The organism is Exiguobacterium sp. ERU653, from assembly GCF_018617775.1.
Classification (GTDB): Bacteria; Bacillota; Bacilli; order Exiguobacteriales; family Exiguobacteriaceae; genus Exiguobacterium; species Exiguobacterium marinum.
In genome coordinates this window covers 377795-394661 of record NZ_JACSKV010000001.1, presented here as the reverse complement: position 1 = coordinate 394661, position 16867 = coordinate 377795, and the positions used below count along the sequence as shown (strand labels likewise).

21 protein-coding genes are annotated in these 16867 nt (G+C 46.5%); 3 read left to right on the top strand and 18 right to left on the bottom strand.

From position 1 onward, the window contains the following. Positions 1-5 precede the first annotated feature (5 nt). The 10 genes from mraY to KNO95_RS02025 all read right to left on the bottom strand — a co-directional run bounded on the left by mraY (position 6) and on the right by KNO95_RS02025 (position 9595). Complete coding sequence (mraY, locus tag KNO95_RS02070; RefSeq protein WP_026826324.1) at positions 6-965, bottom strand: phospho-N-acetylmuramoyl-pentapeptide-transferase; 960 nt, start codon at positions 963-965, stop codon at positions 6-8. 21 nt (positions 966-986) lie between these two features. Beyond that, positions 987-2291 carry a UDP-N-acetylmuramoyl-tripeptide--D-alanyl-D-alanine ligase gene (locus tag KNO95_RS02065; RefSeq protein WP_214702290.1) on the bottom strand — a complete coding sequence of 435 codons (1305 nt, stop codon included), beginning with the start codon at positions 2289-2291 and terminating at the stop codon, positions 987-989. A 57-nt stretch (positions 2292-2348) separates the two neighbouring features. Then, positions 2349-4496, bottom strand: a complete 2148-nt coding sequence (locus KNO95_RS02060; RefSeq protein WP_026826326.1) for a penicillin-binding protein — start codon at positions 4494-4496, stop codon at positions 2349-2351. Continuing rightward, positions 4496-4858, bottom strand: coding sequence for a cell division protein FtsL (gene ftsL, locus KNO95_RS02055; RefSeq protein ID WP_026826327.1), 363 nt, complete (start codon positions 4856-4858; stop codon positions 4496-4498). The genes KNO95_RS02060 and ftsL overlap by 1 nt, the downstream gene beginning before the upstream one ends. Positions 4859-4882: 24 nt before the next feature. After that, on the bottom strand, positions 4883-5815 hold the full coding sequence (gene rsmH, locus KNO95_RS02050; protein ID WP_214702291.1) for a 16S rRNA (cytosine(1402)-N(4))-methyltransferase RsmH: 933 nt from the start codon (positions 5813-5815) through the stop codon (positions 4883-4885). A gap of 157 nt (positions 5816-5972) precedes the next feature. Continuing rightward, the gene (bshC, locus tag KNO95_RS02045) at positions 5973-7529 is read right to left on the bottom strand and encodes a bacillithiol biosynthesis cysteine-adding enzyme BshC (RefSeq protein ID WP_026826329.1); all 1557 of its coding nucleotides are present in this window, start codon (positions 7527-7529) and stop codon (positions 5973-5975) included. A 24-nt stretch (positions 7530-7553) separates the two neighbouring features. Further along, on the bottom strand, positions 7554-7913 hold the full coding sequence (locus tag KNO95_RS02040; protein ID WP_026826330.1) for a DUF3397 domain-containing protein: 360 nt from the start codon (positions 7911-7913) through the stop codon (positions 7554-7556). Beyond that, positions 7907-8752: a ketopantoate reductase C-terminal domain-containing protein gene (locus KNO95_RS02035; protein WP_214878205.1), complete on the bottom strand. Its 846-nt coding sequence runs from the start codon at positions 8750-8752 to the stop codon at positions 7907-7909. Before KNO95_RS02035 ends, KNO95_RS02040 begins: the two co-directional genes overlap by 7 nt. A gap of 119 nt (positions 8753-8871) precedes the next feature. Beyond that, complete coding sequence (rpmF, locus tag KNO95_RS02030) at positions 8872-9045, bottom strand: 50S ribosomal protein L32 (RefSeq protein ID WP_015881300.1); 174 nt, start codon at positions 9043-9045, stop codon at positions 8872-8874. Between the two features lie 22 nt (positions 9046-9067). Then, the gene (locus KNO95_RS02025; protein WP_026826332.1) at positions 9068-9595 is read right to left on the bottom strand and encodes a YceD family protein; all 528 of its coding nucleotides are present in this window, start codon (positions 9593-9595) and stop codon (positions 9068-9070) included. A 156-nt stretch (positions 9596-9751) separates the two neighbouring features. Here KNO95_RS02025 and KNO95_RS02020 point away from each other — a divergent pair, with 156 nt between their 5' ends. Continuing rightward, positions 9752-10882 carry a tRNA(Met) cytidine acetate ligase gene (locus tag KNO95_RS02020; protein WP_214702292.1) on the top strand — a complete coding sequence of 377 codons (1131 nt, stop codon included), beginning with the start codon at positions 9752-9754 and terminating at the stop codon, positions 10880-10882. Here KNO95_RS02020 and KNO95_RS02015 read toward each other — a convergent pair. From KNO95_RS02015 to KNO95_RS01995, 5 genes are read right to left on the bottom strand one after another with little or no spacing between them, the layout of a single operon-like run. Further along, complete coding sequence (locus KNO95_RS02015; RefSeq protein WP_026826334.1) at positions 10861-11853, bottom strand: SepM family pheromone-processing serine protease; 993 nt, start codon at positions 11851-11853, stop codon at positions 10861-10863. The two genes, KNO95_RS02020 and KNO95_RS02015, sit on opposite strands and share 22 nt — an antisense overlap. Next, entirely contained in the window at positions 11850-12344 is a 495-nt protein-coding gene (gene coaD / locus KNO95_RS02010; protein ID WP_026826335.1) for a pantetheine-phosphate adenylyltransferase, read from the bottom strand. The genes KNO95_RS02015 and coaD overlap by 4 nt, the downstream gene beginning before the upstream one ends. Before the next feature lie 5 nt (positions 12345-12349). After that, positions 12350-12916 (bottom strand): 16S rRNA (guanine(966)-N(2))-methyltransferase RsmD, encoded by a 567-nt coding sequence (gene rsmD / locus KNO95_RS02005; protein ID WP_214878204.1) that lies wholly within the window; start codon positions 12914-12916, stop codon positions 12350-12352. 52 nt (positions 12917-12968) lie between these two features. Further along, positions 12969-13223, bottom strand: a complete 255-nt coding sequence (locus KNO95_RS02000; RefSeq protein WP_235181850.1) for a DUF2129 domain-containing protein — start codon at positions 13221-13223, stop codon at positions 12969-12971. Continuing rightward, positions 13207-13656: a YlbF/YmcA family competence regulator gene (locus KNO95_RS01995; RefSeq protein ID WP_026826338.1), complete on the bottom strand. Its 450-nt coding sequence runs from the start codon at positions 13654-13656 to the stop codon at positions 13207-13209. The genes KNO95_RS02000 and KNO95_RS01995 overlap by 17 nt, the downstream gene beginning before the upstream one ends. Positions 13657-13788: 132 nt before the next feature. Between KNO95_RS01995 and KNO95_RS01990 the strand changes: the two genes are divergently transcribed. Together KNO95_RS01990 and KNO95_RS01985 are read left to right on the top strand one after the other, a co-directional pair. Then, positions 13789-14544, top strand: a complete 756-nt coding sequence (locus tag KNO95_RS01990) for an ATP-grasp domain-containing protein (protein ID WP_026826339.1) — start codon at positions 13789-13791, stop codon at positions 14542-14544. 104 nt (positions 14545-14648) lie between these two features. After that, positions 14649-15011 (top strand): YugN family protein, encoded by a 363-nt coding sequence (locus KNO95_RS01985; protein ID WP_015881291.1) that lies wholly within the window; start codon positions 14649-14651, stop codon positions 15009-15011. Between the two features lie 456 nt (positions 15012-15467). On the opposite strand, the gene KNO95_RS01980 is transcribed toward KNO95_RS01985, so the two are convergent. The 3 genes from KNO95_RS01980 to KNO95_RS01970 are packed head-to-tail and all read right to left on the bottom strand — an operon-like array spanning position 15468 to position 16846. Continuing rightward, entirely contained in the window at positions 15468-15743 is a 276-nt protein-coding gene (locus KNO95_RS01980; RefSeq protein WP_214702293.1) for a hypothetical protein, read from the bottom strand. A gap of 5 nt (positions 15744-15748) precedes the next feature. Beyond that, the gene (locus KNO95_RS01975) at positions 15749-16363 is read right to left on the bottom strand and encodes an SCO family protein (RefSeq protein ID WP_026826342.1); all 615 of its coding nucleotides are present in this window, start codon (positions 16361-16363) and stop codon (positions 15749-15751) included. 21 nt (positions 16364-16384) lie between these two features. Next, positions 16385-16846 (bottom strand): DUF420 domain-containing protein, encoded by a 462-nt coding sequence (locus KNO95_RS01970; RefSeq protein WP_214698118.1) that lies wholly within the window; start codon positions 16844-16846, stop codon positions 16385-16387. Between the last annotated feature and the right edge of the window lie 21 nt (positions 16847-16867).

The following is a 16867-nucleotide window of genomic DNA, read 5'->3' as shown; positions in this document are numbered from 1 at the left end:
CCCTTTTACATGAGTAATAATGATAAACCTGCCGTAATTAAACTGATTCCACTGAACGTTAGCACGATGCGCCATTCTGACCAACCGACCATTTCGAAATGATGGTGAATTGGACTCATTTTAAAGAGTCGTTTCCCTGTCGTTTTAAACGAGATGACTTGCAGAATCACACTCAACGTTTCGATAACGAAGATGATGCCGACAAAGACAAGAAGCAACTCAAGTTTTAACATGAGCGCGAGTCCGGCCACAGCCCCACCTAAAGCGAGTGACCCTGTGTCACCCATGAAAATCTTCGCCGGATACTTATTGAAGACGAGGAATCCAATCAATGCGCCAACGACCGCAAAAGCGAACCAGGCAATGCCAAGCTCATCTTGTGTAAGGGCATAGATTCCAAAGAACGTAAATGTCGGGATAGCTGAGAACGAAACTAGTCCGTCTAGCCCATCCGTCAAATTGACGGCATTTGAGAATCCGACGAGCCAAAAGATTACGATGGCGATATAAAACCAACCTGTATCAAACGAGATCGAAGTGAACGGGATTGAAATCGACGTATCAAGTTCTCCTCCGAGTGATAAGAACCATGCGAACAAGACCGATACTCCGATTTGACCAATCAACTTCTGAAGGGACGTCAATCCGAGGTTGCGCTTATTGACGACCTTGATGTAATCATCTAAAAACCCGATCACCCCGAACGCCATCGTCACGAATAAAAGTGTCCCGAATCCGGCGACCGCTTCTCCAAAGATGACGGACACGATGAACCCGACGAGAATGGCGAGCAAGATGACAATTCCACCCATCGTTGGTGTGCCTGACTTCTTTTGGTGCCAACCTGGACCTTCGTCACGAATTTCCTGTCCAAACTTTAACTGACGCAATGCCGGAATCGCTCGTGGCATGACGATTAAGACACTTAATAATGAACTGATTAATACGATTAAACTAATTAACATGTTGCTACCTCACTACTCTATTTATTGAACGAGACGCTCAAGCGCCAGTCCTCGAGATGCCTTTAACAATACCACAGTATCCGGTCGCTGATAATGATGAAGAAGTGTCTTTGCCTCTTCAACTGTCGGGACCACGTGGACGTTCACACGCGAATCTTGAATCCCATCCGCAATCCATTTTGCTTTTTCGCCAACGAGAATGCAATCTGTCACTGGGGACGTCACGACGATGCCCACTTGTTTGTGTTGTTCTCGTTCATCGGCACCTAGCTCGTACATGTCACCAAGGACGAGCACACGTTTTGAGAATCCTTCGAGTGACTTGACCGTTTCAATCGCTGCGATCATCGACGTCGGACTCGCATTGTAAGCGTCGTTAATGAGATGTGTTTCCCCGAACATCTGTTTTTCCATCCGCATCGACGTCAACTTGATTCGATCTAGCCCGCGTTGAATCATTACATGACTAAGACCGAATTCCAATCCACATGCAATCGCATAGGCTGCATTTCGAATCTGATGAGCACCTAACACCTTCAGTTCATATAAATCACCGTTGTATTTAAAGATGGATGCATCGAACGTCGTCTCGACCACGTCGATTTTCCCATCGGCCGTTTCAGCATATCCGACCCTATACCCTTGATTTGCGAGAAGCGGTTCATCCGCATCGACAATCAGTCGACCGTCCGGTTTGAGACCCGCCTTGATTTCAAGCTTCGCTTTTGCGATACCCGAACGACCTCCGACTTGCTCACCGTGAGACTCCCCGATATTCGTAACAAAGGCCACGTTCGGTTTAGCGAGTTTCGACAATTGTTCGATTTGACCGAATCCGTTCATGCCCATCTCTAATACAGCGACTTCCGTGTCCCACGGCATTCTGAGCACAGTGAGCGGTAAGCCGACGTCCGAGTTGAAGTTCCCAGCCGTCTTATGTGTTTTATACTTTTCTTCTAAGACGACGGCAATCATATCTTTCGTGGAGGTTTTTCCGTTCGATCCCGTAATCGCGACCACGAGCGGATTGATTTCTTCTAAATAACGGGATGCTGCCGTTTGAAGTGCCTCGACCGTCGATTTGACAGGGATGACAAAAAGGTTGTCAGGTTGCGGACGTCCTTCTTCCCAAAACGTGACGATTGCTCCTTTTTCGATTGCTACATCGATGTAATCATGTCCATCGACACGCGCGCCGACGATTGGGACGAATAGCCCCGATTCATTTTCATCTCTCGAATCCGTAGCGACGCGTTTGACAAGACGCTCGTCGTCTACCTCAATCCCAAACCAAGACGCTAACTTCTGAACTGTCAATTGTTCCATTCATATTTCCTCCTCATACATAGGAAAAGAGAGCCGCAGCCCTCTTGATCTCGTGCGTTAATTCGACGGTGTCTCCAATTTCACTTTCAAGGAGGCACCAGTTTTAACCGGCTTTCCTTTGCTAATCGATTGTGATGTGACAAAACCGGTCCCATCGATTTCTAAATTTAGTTGATAGAGGGTCGCTAAGCGTTTCACATCACGTAGCGACCAACCTTTTAATGTTGGCATCGTAAACGAATTACTCGTTTTTAGCAACAATCTTTCTCCGACAACATATGACTGCCCTTTAACAGGACTTTGTGCTGTCACTTCGTCCCCGTCACCTAACACGATTGGATTAAATGAGTGATCTGTCGACTCTTTCACCGCATCTTCGCGGTTATTACCGATATAAGAAGAAGTCGTCTTCGTCGACGCTTCGACCGCTTTTTCTTGCTTTTCAGGTTCGACACTCCGATAACGTAACGCGACATCCATCACGTCTTTGAAGAGCGGGGCCATGATGCGCGGTCCAGTCGTCGACGAGTCACTGTTTGGTCTATCGACAGCGATGTACATGACGAGTTCCGGATCGTCTTCTGGCGCCATCCCGACAAACGAGTGAATATACTGTCCACTCAAATACTTCCCGTTCTCTGCAATTTGGGCAGTCCCTGTCTTCCCGACGACGCGATAATTGTCTAACGCATACAATTGCCCAGTCCCCACATCGCTGTTCACGACACCGTCCAGTGCTTCACGCGTTTTTTTTGCTGTCTCTGCAGTGATTGGCTGACCAACCTCTTTCGGGTTCGTCGTCCGAATCGTCTCTCCGGTCTCACTATTGACGATTTTTTTAATGACGTGCGGTTGTTTCATCGTTCCATCAGTCGCAATCGCTGATGTCGCCTGCAAAATTTGCATCGGTGTCACCGCGGTGGATTGACCCCAGGCCGTAATTAAGACGTTCATCGGACTTTCAAAGTCGAATTGACTATTGACCTCTCCAGGCAAATCGATTCCAGTTCGTTGATCAAACTTGAATGCTTTGAAATAATCCTCATAACGGCCAAGACCGAGTCGTTCGTTCGCTAAAATCGAGAACGCGACGTTTGATGAGTGCCACACCCCTTCTTCCATAGGAATGGTACCCCATCCGGTAATGTTGTAATCATTGAAGACCGTCTTCCCGTATTTGTACGACCCTGATTCATACAGTTCGTTTGGGTTGTATACTCCTTCATTGATTGCAGCCGCTAGCGTAAAGATTTTCATCGTCGATCCTGGTTCAAATCGAGAAGAGACCGAAAAGTTGCTGTACGAAGAAATCTCACGCGTGTTCGGATCAAAAGACGGACGGTCAGATAGGGCGACAATCTCGCCTGTTTTCGGGTCCATGATGATGGCCGTTGCGTGTTTTGGTTCGTATTCCTCATACAATTCGTTCATCTTCGTCTCAAGCAACTGTTGAATACGGTGGTCGATCGTCAATTGGACATCGGCTCCGTCTTCCGGTTCAATCTTCAGCTGTTCGTCACTCGACACGAGTTCACGTCCGGCTAAATCTTTCTCGAATCGATATAATCCGTATGACTCACTTAAAATATCGTTAAGTGACTTTTCAATCCCAAGTTCACCAACGAGTTCGATCCGACCATTTTGGTCAATCTTTTGCGCGTATCCGATGACAGATGAAGCGAATACTTTATTCGGGTAATAGCGCTTCGGTTCTTCGACGAAGGTAATCCCTGGAAGCTCAAACGCTTCGATTTCTTCTTTTTGCTCAACGGTCAAATCACGGCCGGGAACACCGAACTCGATTTGCCCACGGTCGATATTTTGCTCGAGCCGTTTCAATAAATCTGCCTCTGTCATCGGAAGGACCGTCGAAAGTTTTTTTGCGGCCTCGTCAATCTCATCTGGCATGAGCGTTTTCCCTTCGACTCGCTCGCCACCAAGCTTCATTACCGCGACAAGTCGATAGGAAGGGATATTGATTGCGATTGGTTGGCCGAATCGGTCATACACCTCGCCCCGCTCTGCCTCCAACGTACTGACTGCTTTCCACCGTTGTTCTTCTGCGAACGCCAGCATGTTCTCACCTTTATACGTATGCGTGAGCGATAAGTAAAGAAACCATCCGACAAAAAATAAAAAGAGCGGGGTGAAGCAGACAATCGCTACCCACGCCACTCTTTTTTTACTCTGTTGTAGAGAATTCATCAATCAATCACCTTGACATTCTTCTCATTGAATTTCATTCCGAGTTTCTCGGCAATCGCGTAAATTCTTTCTGGCGAGCTTAATTGGGCGATTTCATACTTTAGTTCTTCATTTTCTTTTGCAACCCCGTCGACCTGCTGATTAACGGCTGCTGTATCACGCATAATGTTATATGCTTCGTTGTGTTTCGACACCGTGATGCCACCGAACATGACCACTGAACCAATCATTACTGGATACAGGATCGATTCAAACAAGGTCAACGTGCGTCGTTTTGGAACAGGTATTGGTCGTTCTTGCGGAATCGGATTTCGATTCGGTGTAACTTGAGGCTGCAACGCCTTACGGGCAGCTTCTGGCATCAGGTATCCCTCCTACTAGCTAAATTATTTTTGTTTTTCGGCCACTCTCAGTTTAGCTGAGCGTGCACGACGATTATCTTCGAGTTCTCCTTCACTCGCCATGATCGGTTTACGCGTGATGAGTTTGAGCTCGGGTTCGAATTCTTCCGGAATGACCGGCAACCCTGGTGGTAAAGGTGGATATTGGCTCCGTTCTTTAAACACTTGCTTACAAATTCGGTCTTCTAATGAGTGGAACGTAATGACACAGATCCGTCCGTTCACTGCGAGTAAATCGATTGCATCTTGAACGGCACGGTCGAATACGTTCAACTCGTCATTGACGGCAATTCGAATGGCTTGGAACGTCCGCTTCGCCGGATGACCGCCCTTGCGTCGTGCTGGTGCAGGAATCGCTTCTTTAATCAAGTCGACAAGCTCGAACGTCGTCTCAATCGGTTTATCAGCACGAGCTTGCTCAATTTTTCGTGCGATTTGTTTTGAAAACTTTTCCTCCCCGTATGTAAAGAAAATACGAGCAAGTTCCCCAAACGACCATTCATTCACAACATGATAAGCTGAAAACTCCCGTGACCGGTCCATTCTCATATCGAGTGGTGCGTCATAATTGTAACTGAATCCACGTTCTGCCTCATCTAGCTGTGGCGAGGAAACGCCTAGGTCGAATAGTACACCGTCCACTTTCATGACACCATGTTGCTGAAGTTCTTCTTTCAAGTGAACGAAGTTGCTCTTTATAAACGTCACACGGCCTTCATAAGGAGCCAATCGCTCTTTCGCATGCGCGAGTGCGACGTCATCTTGGTCGAATGCATATAGTTGACCCGTCGTTAGACGCTTTGCGATTTCTTCACTATGACCCGCTCCACCTAACGTACAATCCACATATACCCCATCTGGTTTGATGTTCAATCCCTCGATGGACTCCATTTTTAAAACCGTTTCATGCTCAAACATTCAAAAAACCCTCTCAACCTACATATTTCAACTGTATTATTACACTTACTTTATCATAAAAATGTCAAGGTCCGTACAGGTTTTTAGCGAAAAGAGGAAACAAAAAGGTAACAACAAAAAAAACTCCTGACAAATGTCAAGAGCCCATATGAAAATGTTATACAAGGAATAAACAACGCTCCGCTTCTGAGTCTTCATAAACTAGTTTCAACCGATGAAAAACGTCTAGACCGTGACGGTTTAAAATCGGAACCATCGATAAAATACGCTCTTGAGGAGCATCCATCGGGAACAGTCGGGTCGAAAGATGAATCCGGCGGGCGTTCAATCGATATTGATTCCGTTTCGCTTCAGCACGCATCTCATCTGCCAACTGCTCGAGAACATGTTTCGACTTCGATTCGAATCGTCTTCCGTGCTTACTTGCTTCCTGACTGACCGCTTCCGTGAGCGTCCGAAATGCATACAACTTCGCTTCGAACGATTCATCATCAAATGGATAGTCCGGTAGTGGCTGTTTCATATATTCCTCTAAGGTCACGCTTTCTTGTCGTAATTTTTTTTCATCATTTCTCGACACGATCACGCCACCAAGACGTGGGAGGAGAAGCGGCATCTTCCATCCGAGCTCATGGAATAACGGACGTAGTTGCAACCAGTAAGCGATTTCGCCGGGACCACCAACGTATCCAAGTGTCGGAAACAAATATTCTTGCATGAGCGGGCGTGAGACCACATTGTTTGAAAAACGTTCCGGGTGCGCTTCTATTTCACTGAGCAACTCTGTCTCCGTGAATCGATGTCCACGTTTGGTCGTATACACCCCATCAATTTTTGTGAGCAACTCACGCGTGCCGTCATGATAAAACAGATGTGCCGCCTCTTTATTTAATTCTACTGACGGCATTCCTTCTTCATAGGAATGGGCGAGCGTATGCTGGAGCGCGTCTTGATGTTCGATGAGACGTCGGAACATCGGACGTTCGAGTGCACGGACGTCTTGAGTATGTGGATCAAATAACAAAAAATCAGTTCCTACGAATCGACGCATCATCCTACCAAAAAACTGAGCGAAAGAATGGCTCATTTGAATAAGGTCGATTAACTCATTGTACAAATCAGAGGTATACGGGGTCTCCGTCTCGTTCAATAGTAACTGCTGCGCCATTTGAACAAGCTCGAGTTTTAGACGATCGAACTCCAGTTCCCCTACGGAAGCTTTTCCTGCTAGCGGAATTGTGGACAAAGCATCTTTCTTTAAAGTTCTCGAAAACGTCTGGGTCGTGAAAACATGATTGATTTCAGCGAAGTCATGGTCCTCCGTCGCCATCCAAAAAATCGGAAGGACCGGCTTTCCTAGTTTTTTCTCTGCCTGCTTCGCCCGTTTGATGACTGCCAACAGTTTGTACACAGCAAACAAAGGTCCACCGAATACGCCAACCTGCTGTCCCGTCACCATGACGTATGCTTCTCGCTGTTCGAGTAGATCAAGGTTCGCTACTAGTCGATCCGATAGTTCCCCAAACTGCCGTTGCTGCTGTTTTAAAATATGGACAATCTCATGCAAATGTTCATAGGAGCGTCCCGTAATCTCCTGCGCACGTTTCTCGACCTCATCCATGCCTCGATAATCGAGCCAACGCCCGTACCCATGCTCCACTTGAATCATCGGAGATGTGGGTGTATATAGGGCATCAAATGCTTCTACTTTCACGAATAACAACTTCCTTTCAATCAATCAACGAATCATTTCTCGAGCCACACCGATTGCGAATAAAATCGCATGTGTCGGCACAAGGAGCAAAAAGAGCAAACGCCAGCCGTGGACAAACATCTTTGTAAACAATACTTCCTCATATCGAATCCGTTGCCAGATTGCATTGATTGGAAAAATGGCACAACAAATAGCAAGGAATAAAAGAAACACTTCCGTCCCGACGATAGCCTCGAGTAAAACGCCACATGCATAAAACCATAGGAGAACTCCAGTATCACAGGCGAGTTTAAATGAGTTGATTGATTTCGGCATAATTTTTCTAAGTATCATATACACCATAAACCATAAGATGAGTGGAAATGAAACGATATACACTAACACGATGCGCTCGCTCCTATAATCAATTTATGTAGCAGTGGAATGACGGTGAGTGAATTCTGCCTCAGAGCGGCTTTTTCAATCACCGGCTTTAAAATTGCATCCACTTCTGTTGGCCTACCTTCTTCAATGTCTCGAAGCATCGAGGAACGGTTCTCCGCGGTGCTTGCGATGATTGACTCAATGTATGTGTATGGGACTTGTTGCGGAAACAACGGCGTCAACTCACGATAAATTGACTGCGCAATCTCACGATATGGAGAGTTAACGAGTGCTCCATTCGGGACACGACATAATGCTGTGATGGGATTGATGATGGCATTGGCGAATAGCTTTTCGATGACGACTTGTTCGATATCCTCTTCCCACACAAGCTGGAGCGGACTCTCTTTAATCTGAATCGGGGGAAGACCTGTCGAACTTCCGATTCGAATACGTCCGAGTCCTCGGTGTTCTATCCCGCCCCTTGATTTCGTCACACCGTGTTCGACGATTCCCAAATGAAAGCCTCGGCGTTTCGCATAGTCAAGATGTGCGATCCCATTTGAACAAATGAAGACCGGCACTTTTCCTGTCAGTCGCTCCGTAGCTCCCTCTACTTGATGGGCTTTTGTCGTGACAAAGAAGATGTCCTCGTCGGTCTCTTGTAACGTCTCGCTAGACTTGAGAGATACATGCGCTGATCCATTCGTCATACCTGTCCTCGTAATGGATAGCCGCTCGTCGGGTGATGATATGTTTCGTCCATAGACTGTCACCTCATAATCATCAGCAAGTAAGGATGCCATCAATAGTCCGACCGCTCCGTTTCCGATTATCCCGATACGTTTGATGGAGTTCATAGTTGCCCTCCTCCTATAAAAACTATTTTCGCACAAAAAGTTTACCACATCTTTTCGCTATGACCCAAAAATCGCAAACAAAAAAGAAGCGACCTGAAATCAGATCGCTTCTTCTCGCATTATTTGCTTGTTACTTCTTTACCGTTGTAATGTCCGCAAGATTTGCAAACACGGTGTGAAAGTTTCATTTCCCCACAGTTCGGGCACTCGTTCATACCAGGTACGTTGAGTTTGAAGTGAGTACGACGAAGACGTTTGCGAGTTTTCGACGTTCTACGGAATGGTACTGCCATCGTTGTCCACCTCCTTGAAAAGTTAACCTTCCTCGTTCTCTTTTTTCGAGAACAGGTCAGCCAGTCCCGCGAAGCGCGGGTCAATTTTTGGTTGGGTTTCGGGCTGATCGTCAGTGAGCGTCCAGCCTTCTCCTTCAACCTGAGTTTTGTCTGTTTCGTTCCCGTAAACTTGCATCGGGACGTCTAACATGATGAGCTCTTTTACAATCGGTACAAGACTGATCGTATTTCCTTCTGGCAAATTCACGTCATCGAATTGCTCCGTATAACGCCCATTCTCCAAAAAGAAAGGCTCGAGCGATTCAATATCGAATTCATAAGTGACATCTTCTAACGTTCGCGCATCTGGCAACGTCAGGTCACCTTGAATCTTCAGATTGAATGTAACTTGATTAGATGTGAACGATGCATCCCCGTGCACATGCACCGGGCGAATCGAACGGATATCCGGATGGAGCTGAGTCAGCTCTGGTAGTTCTACCATCTCATCGATTGTAAAACCGTCACCCTGGTTTCGGAGCTTAAGTAGCTGTGCAATAGACCATTTCATCCGAATCACCTCAATTGCAACAATATGAATTATAGATAGGCCAACTTGTTTTGTCAATGTTTTTTCTTTACACTAAAATCAGTTGACGACGGCGCTTTGCCAAAGCGTACTTACTCATCTTACACCAATCCATACGACAATGCAAAGGAGTAAATCATGCAAAAGACGGCCATTATTGCAGAGTACAACCCATTTCACAACGGGCACTATTACCAAGCGCAAACTGCACGTCAAGAAACAGGGGCTGATATCATGATTGCCATCATGAGTGCACAGTTCACTCAACGAGGAGAACCAGCATCGTTCGATAAGTGGAAACGGGCAAAAGCGGCCGTCGAGAGCGGTGGCATCGACCTTGTCATCGAACTGCCGACCCAATATGGTGTGCAGCGCGCCGACCGTTTCGCCACAGCCGCTGTCTCAATCGCAGAACAACTCGGTTGCCAAACCTTATCGTTCGGGAGCGAGAGCGGTGATGTCGATGCTATTCTTCATGCAGCACGAGCAGACGTCGAAGAGATGCCGATATATAAAAAGGAACTCCGTCAAGCGCTGCAAGCAGGTCATTCATCTGCACAAGCTTCGAGTCGTGCGTTTCAGACCGTCTATCCTACATTTGATTTGACTCGCCCTAATAATATTTTGGCCTATCATTACGCCAAAGCGGCGAAGACGATTCAGTTGCACACGGTCAAACGACTAGGTGCGGATTATCATGATCCTTCATTGGCGGACGTCATGTCAGCGACAGGCATTCGGGCACATTACTTGGACTCTGGAGAAGTTCGTGCCGTGCCAAAAGCGACAGAAGCGATGTTTCGGACGCAATCGATGACCCATTGGGAATTGTATTGGCCAGTCTTGCAATATAAACTTCGAACACTTCCACTCACCACGCTAACTGAACTCGTAGGGATTGATGCATCTCTCGCACCGCGACTTATACGTGCAGGATTAGAGACGTCTTTCGACCAGGCCCTTACTGCCGTCTCGACCCGTCGTTACACGCGTACCGCGATTCAACGGGCGTTTGTGTCAGTTCTGCTTCATTGGTTAAAAGAGGAAGTCCCGACACTTTTTGACGATGTCCCATACGTGAGACCGCTCGCATTTAATGAAATTGGGCGACTTGCGCTACGAGATGTGAAACAAGACCTTCCAATCGTCAGTAAGTTCGATGCACGTCTCGACTTCGAAGCCCGTGTAACCGAAGCGTATCGACTCCCTCTTCAAAACGATGAGTTGATTGAACATCGCCAACGCCCTCAGTTCATTTTTTCTAAATAACGAATCGCATCTTCGGCCGTCTTCACAGGGACAACTTCGATGTCACTGTCGAGACGGTCTCGCGATTCAAGCGCTTCTTCATAGTTCGAACCAGATGGGACAAAAAAGACTTCCGCGCCTTCTTCATCGGCCGCGACGATCTTCTGCCACGCGCCCCCAATCGGTCCGACATTTCCTTCCTCATCGACCGTTCCCGTTCCGGCAATCCGTTTGCCATTCGCCAAATCACCCGGCGTCAATTGATCATAAATTTCAAGCGTGAACATCAATCCTGCGGAGGGTCCTCCGACATTCGTCAAGGACACATTCACTTCAGGGTTGGCTGTGATTTCCTGCACGGGAAGGGGCTCGTATATCCCGATTCCGACCCGATCGCCGCTCTGGTCAATCGGTTGAATGAGCGTTTTGACGATGCGCTCTTCCCCGTCTCTCTCAATCGTCAATCTCACTTCATCACCTGCATCAAATTCCATCACCCGCTTTAAAAAGTCTCCGCGTGTTGCAAAAGACATCCCGTCAATTGCGGTGATAACATCTCCGGGCTTTAATATATTGGCAGCGAGCGACCCTGGAATCGGTGCGGACACATAGATTCCATCAAAGTCGACTGTCACTTCCTTGCCAGCGAGTTTATAGGCATATTGAATCGCTGCTTGTTGCGACGAATCCATTAATAATTTCTGACGACGGTCGTAATCTGCTTCGCTTTCACCATCATATAAATAGCGACTAGATAAATTTGCTTCCGTGAACGGTGTGATCCAACTTTCTACTAACCAAAAAGGTGTCGCGCGTCGTTGGGAGATCGTCACCATCATCAGTTCCCCTTCATCCTTTACGCCGCCTTGGACAGTCAGGAACTCTTCAATCGAGGTCGCTGCTCCAGGTGAGGAGATGTAGTAAGGGAGCGGTACGAAAAGAAAGAGCAGCACTGTAACAAGTAGACCGAGACCAATTTTTAACGATTTCATTGTCCCGAGCTCACTTGATATTTTTTCCGTAACGCCACTTCGACTTGCTCCGGTACGAGCTCACTGACCGACGCACCGTATTTCGCCACTTCTTTGACGATGGACGAGCTGAGGAACGAATATTGACTATTCGTCATCATGAATAACGTCTCTACGTTCTCATTCAACTTTTTGTTGATTGATGCGATTTGAAGCTCGTATTCAAAATCCGATACCGCACGAAGCCCACGGACAATCGTCGCCGCTTCCCGCTCTGCAGCATACTCGACAAGTAATCCACCGAACGCATCGGCCGACACGTTTGGAAGATGTGTCGTCACATCTCGTATAAGTCCTAATCGTTCTTCCACATCAAACAGTGGGGCCTTGCTTGAATTCTCAAGGACGGCGACAATGACCTCGTCAAAAATGGCCGCCGCTCGTTCAATTATATCTAGATGTCCGTTCGTGATGGGGTCAAAGCTGCCCGGACATATCGCAATTCGTTTCATTCGTTTCACTCCTCAATCGATGCATACTCATAAAAACTGATGGTGATCACATCTGAGTATCGCTGTTCTTTAATTCGTTCAAATCGTCCCACTCGCTCCGGTAACGTCACGTCACTACCATGTTCACAGACGATTACGCCGATATCGATCAACATGTCAGACTCATCGATTAGTTGTAAGAACGCAACGTGTTCTTCCGCATAATAGGGAGGGTCCATAAAGATGAGTTTGAAAGATTCCTGTTTCAGTTTGAGCTGCTCGAGCACAGCTTTGGCATCTTGACGATATACCTTCCCTTTCTCTTCATAATGGGTCGTCTGTAAATTCTCTTGAATCGTTTGGACGGCTTTCGGTTGACGGTCGACGAAAATGGCTTCGTCACAACCTCTCGATAATGCCTCGATTCCTAGTCCTCCGCTACCCGCGTAAAGGTCTAGCGCTTTCCCCCCGGAAAAATAAGGTCCGATGATGTTAAATAATGACTCTTTCACTTTGTCCGTCGTCGGCCGCGTAGCCGTGCCCGGGACCGCCTTCAATCGGGTCCCTTTTCGTTCTCCAGATATGACACGCATGTCTTTCCCTCCAGCAGAAAAGATGAAGGTGACGCCACCTTCATCTTTTTGATTATTTCAATTTTGTCTCGTACGTTTCTGAAACGAACGGACGCTCACTCCGAACGACCGCTTCCACGAATGGCAGAGCCTTCACTTGTTCGATTACGGTTTCATAACCTTCGAGGTCCGTGTAAAGAAAAGCATACTTCTCTCGTTTCGAGACAAAGTACAGGTTTGCATAACGTCTGAGTGCCTTCAATTGTTTCAAGGAATTCACATATACGACGATACCAATCCGTTCATTCAACTTAGACGGCGCATCCACAACTTCCGCCTCCTCCGCAACTGCCCCCTCCGGAACATCCACCTTCGTCAAAGAATGGGTTGCCGGTCGGGACTTTGATTTTAGGAGAGACTGAATGAGCCAATAGTTCACTCACTTCCCCTAACAACTTATCCAAGTTTCGTTCCGCTTTTTTGAACGCCGCAATTTCCGGCTGAACGTCGAGACGACGTTTGATGAGATGCATCTCTTTTTTTATGCGGTCATGATCCGGATGATGTTTCCCGAAACGTTGGACATATTCGTAATCTTCTTTCATCTTTAAAAACTCGCGCTCGATTTCCTTGGCTTCCTGCGATGTGCGCCGTGCCGCTTTCGTTTGAATATATGTTTGAAACGATTCGCTTGCTTCAATCAAATCGGTCAATTCTTCTGTTTGATCGAGCAGGGCAATCGTCTGTTCAGTGATTATCATACCCCTCACCCTTTCTGCCATGATTTTACCACAATTGTTTCCCTATGTAAGCAATCCACACTATAATTGAATGTGACCGCAAGGCGTTCAATGTAGAAAGGAAGTGAAGAGACGCACCATGTGCGTCTGTATATGAAAAAAGTTTCTTTTAATATGATTCGATCAGCCGGCATCAAGACGGATTATGCGAAACCCGAATATTATTTCGACCAACTCGACAAGGTACGCGCTGCCGACCTCGTCTTGTTCCCCGAGTATTGGATGGTCAATTCCATCATCTATGGGATGAACAAAGCCATTTTCCCGTCTCCTGCGACATATCACCTCGGTCACGACAAAATCGAGATGACGCGTGCATTTAAAGCGACGTATCCTCATCGCATTCCGAAGACGTTGATTTACGGAAAAAACCCATACACAATTGAACGCGTTTTGGAAGAGTTCCACTATCCGTTCGTCGCCAAAAAAGCCAAGTCCTCGATGGGTCAAGGCGTATGGTTGATTAAAAACGACCAGGACTGGTTAGAATACGTCGAGAAACATGATACGTTCTACGTACAAGAGTTTATTCCGAATGATCGTGACTTACGCGTTATCGTGATTGGAGAAGAAGTCGTCGGTGCCTACTGGCGTGTCAGTGAGGCCTTTTTAAACAACGTCGCCCAAGGAGCCAACTTTTCGTACGAAGACATCCCGGAAGACGTCGTCAAAGAAGTTCAAACGATTGCGAATACGTTATCCATCAATCACGCGGCGTTTGACGTCATCGTGACGGAAGACGGATTTTATATTTTGGAGTTCAACGTCTTTTTCGGTTCAGAAGGACTGCTTCCGCTCGGTGTAAAACTTCCCCAAAAAATCGAGGAATACTTAAATACACTTGGTTGATTAATCGTTCATCTTTTTTTCACAATTTGAACACACGTTATTCCAAGAACGTTTTTGAATATGGTATGATGACATATGAGGTTTATTCGAAAAGGGGGATTATGATGAAATTTGAGCAGTTCCACATCGAGGGAAAAGAAATCCGTTTTGGTTTGCTCGAGACGATCATGGATCATCATCATTTCATCCGTGAAGGTGCTTGGGACTACGAGCGTGCCACGTATGATATGAAATATGAGAAACAATCGACCGGCGAAACATTCTATCTTCGCTTACCTGTATACGCGATCGAAGGTCAAATCGAAGATCGTCACGCTGTTGTCAAAATGCTCACACCGATTTTAGGAAAGCATTATTACCCACACGGTGTTGAATACGATGAAGTCTTCCCAGAAGAAATCGTCCGCGACTGCGAACGTCGTCTAAAGGCACTCGCAGAAACACTAGAAGTCAAACCCCTTGCATAAGCGAAGGGGTTTGTTTTTTGACTAGATTGAAGGCTCCCGACCTTGAATCACTCGATTTATTTTGAAAGAGAGGGCAGCATCTTATACACTGGGGCGTCACGCATCCAATTAGAAATGCTTCCTCTGCCTGATTCAAACAATGAATTAGAACAAATGATTTGTTCTGAATCCATCCAGACTCTTTATTTCTCAACTTATCAAATACATGATCGGAATATACTAGATCCTCACCTCAATCAATCAGCGATATTCAATCTCATTAGAGCGAGTCATACAAATCTCATATCGTACTTTCAAATGAAGCAGACCTAGATGACTTTCAAGATGGGTATTGCTTCTTTGCAGAACTTTTTCATGACCCACTTAAGAATAAAATTTTTATCTTGTATCAATCTCATTAAAAAGTACGAATGGAAACAAAGCCCACCGAAGCAGATTCGCTTCCGTGGGCTTTAATCAGTTCGTCGCAATGACGGTCAATGTCACATCGACTTGACCGAGCAATAAATCGAATTGGTCTCGAACATAGCGATACAATCGCTCTGCCTCGACGAGTGATAATGGTGCAATGATTAGATAATCATAGTGGTCTTTCGAGCGAGAGACGACTTTCACTTCTTTCAAGCCAAATTCAATGGCGCTACAGGCAATCAAATCTTCAATCGCCCGTTCCGCGATCGTCACGTCTCCGTATGAATAGTCATTCCCAATCACAGCCATCGTATCATTCATGGTGATCACTCCTTTTCATTCGCGAGTACTTTCACGTCCTCCATGATAGATTCAATATCGACCGGGTCATCCCCTGCCGTTGCCATCTGAGCGACAGCACGTACATCATGGTGACGGTCGATGACGTACATCGTCGTCGCGTGCGTCACGAGTCCACTGTTCGCCTTGGAATAATAAAATTGAAGTTGACGCGTGATGCGGTCGATGTCGACCTGGTCTCCCGTCAACATCTTCCATCCCGTCGGCTCCGCTTGGAACGCCTCACCATAGTTTTTAAGTACGGGCACGGTATCCACGTCCGGGTCGACCGTGATGGCGACGAGTTCTACGTCTGAGCCGTATAAGTTCTCATCTTTTAATTCTTTTTCGAGCTTCATGAAATCACGTAACGTGAGCGGACAAATATCTGGACAGTTCGTGTAAAAGAACGTCACGATTTTCACTTTTCCATTATCGGAATTGTACGTCTCTTCATTTAATGCGTTCGTCAATGTGAACGGGGTTGGCTCTTGAATGACGGGTAGGTCGTCTTGATTGAAGAAAACAAAATACACGGCTACTCCGATGACAACAAGCGTCAAGACGGTCAAACCGACCGTCATATAGCTATTCCGTTTCATACAGCTCTCCCTCTCTATAAATCATCCTCCGATTATCGCGCGGAATACGTTCGTCGTTTCACCAGGGTCATATGCCACATAGAGAAGAATGTAAACCGTCACACCCGTAATAGCCGTAAAGAACCAGACGACTGAAGCTTTTGGTCCAATCTTACGGTGTTTCTCGATTTTATTTTTATAACCGAGATAGAGCGTGATCAATCCGAGGACACCACCTGTTGTCGCGAGAAGGATATGGAAAATCATAAACCCGAGATAGAATGGTTTCACTGAATCCGGTCCTCCGAATGCCGTGTTTCCGACAAAAATGGTACGCGAGACGTATAGGATGAAGAACGTCGTCGCTGCAATCGCGGCAGCCGTCATCACCTTTTTATGTTTTTCAATGTTGCTGCGGTCTTTTGCGATAATCACCCATCCGATGGCGACTAGAATCGCACTGATGACGATGAATGACACACTAATTAAGGCAAGATAGTTCATCAACGTTTCCCCTTTTGTTCT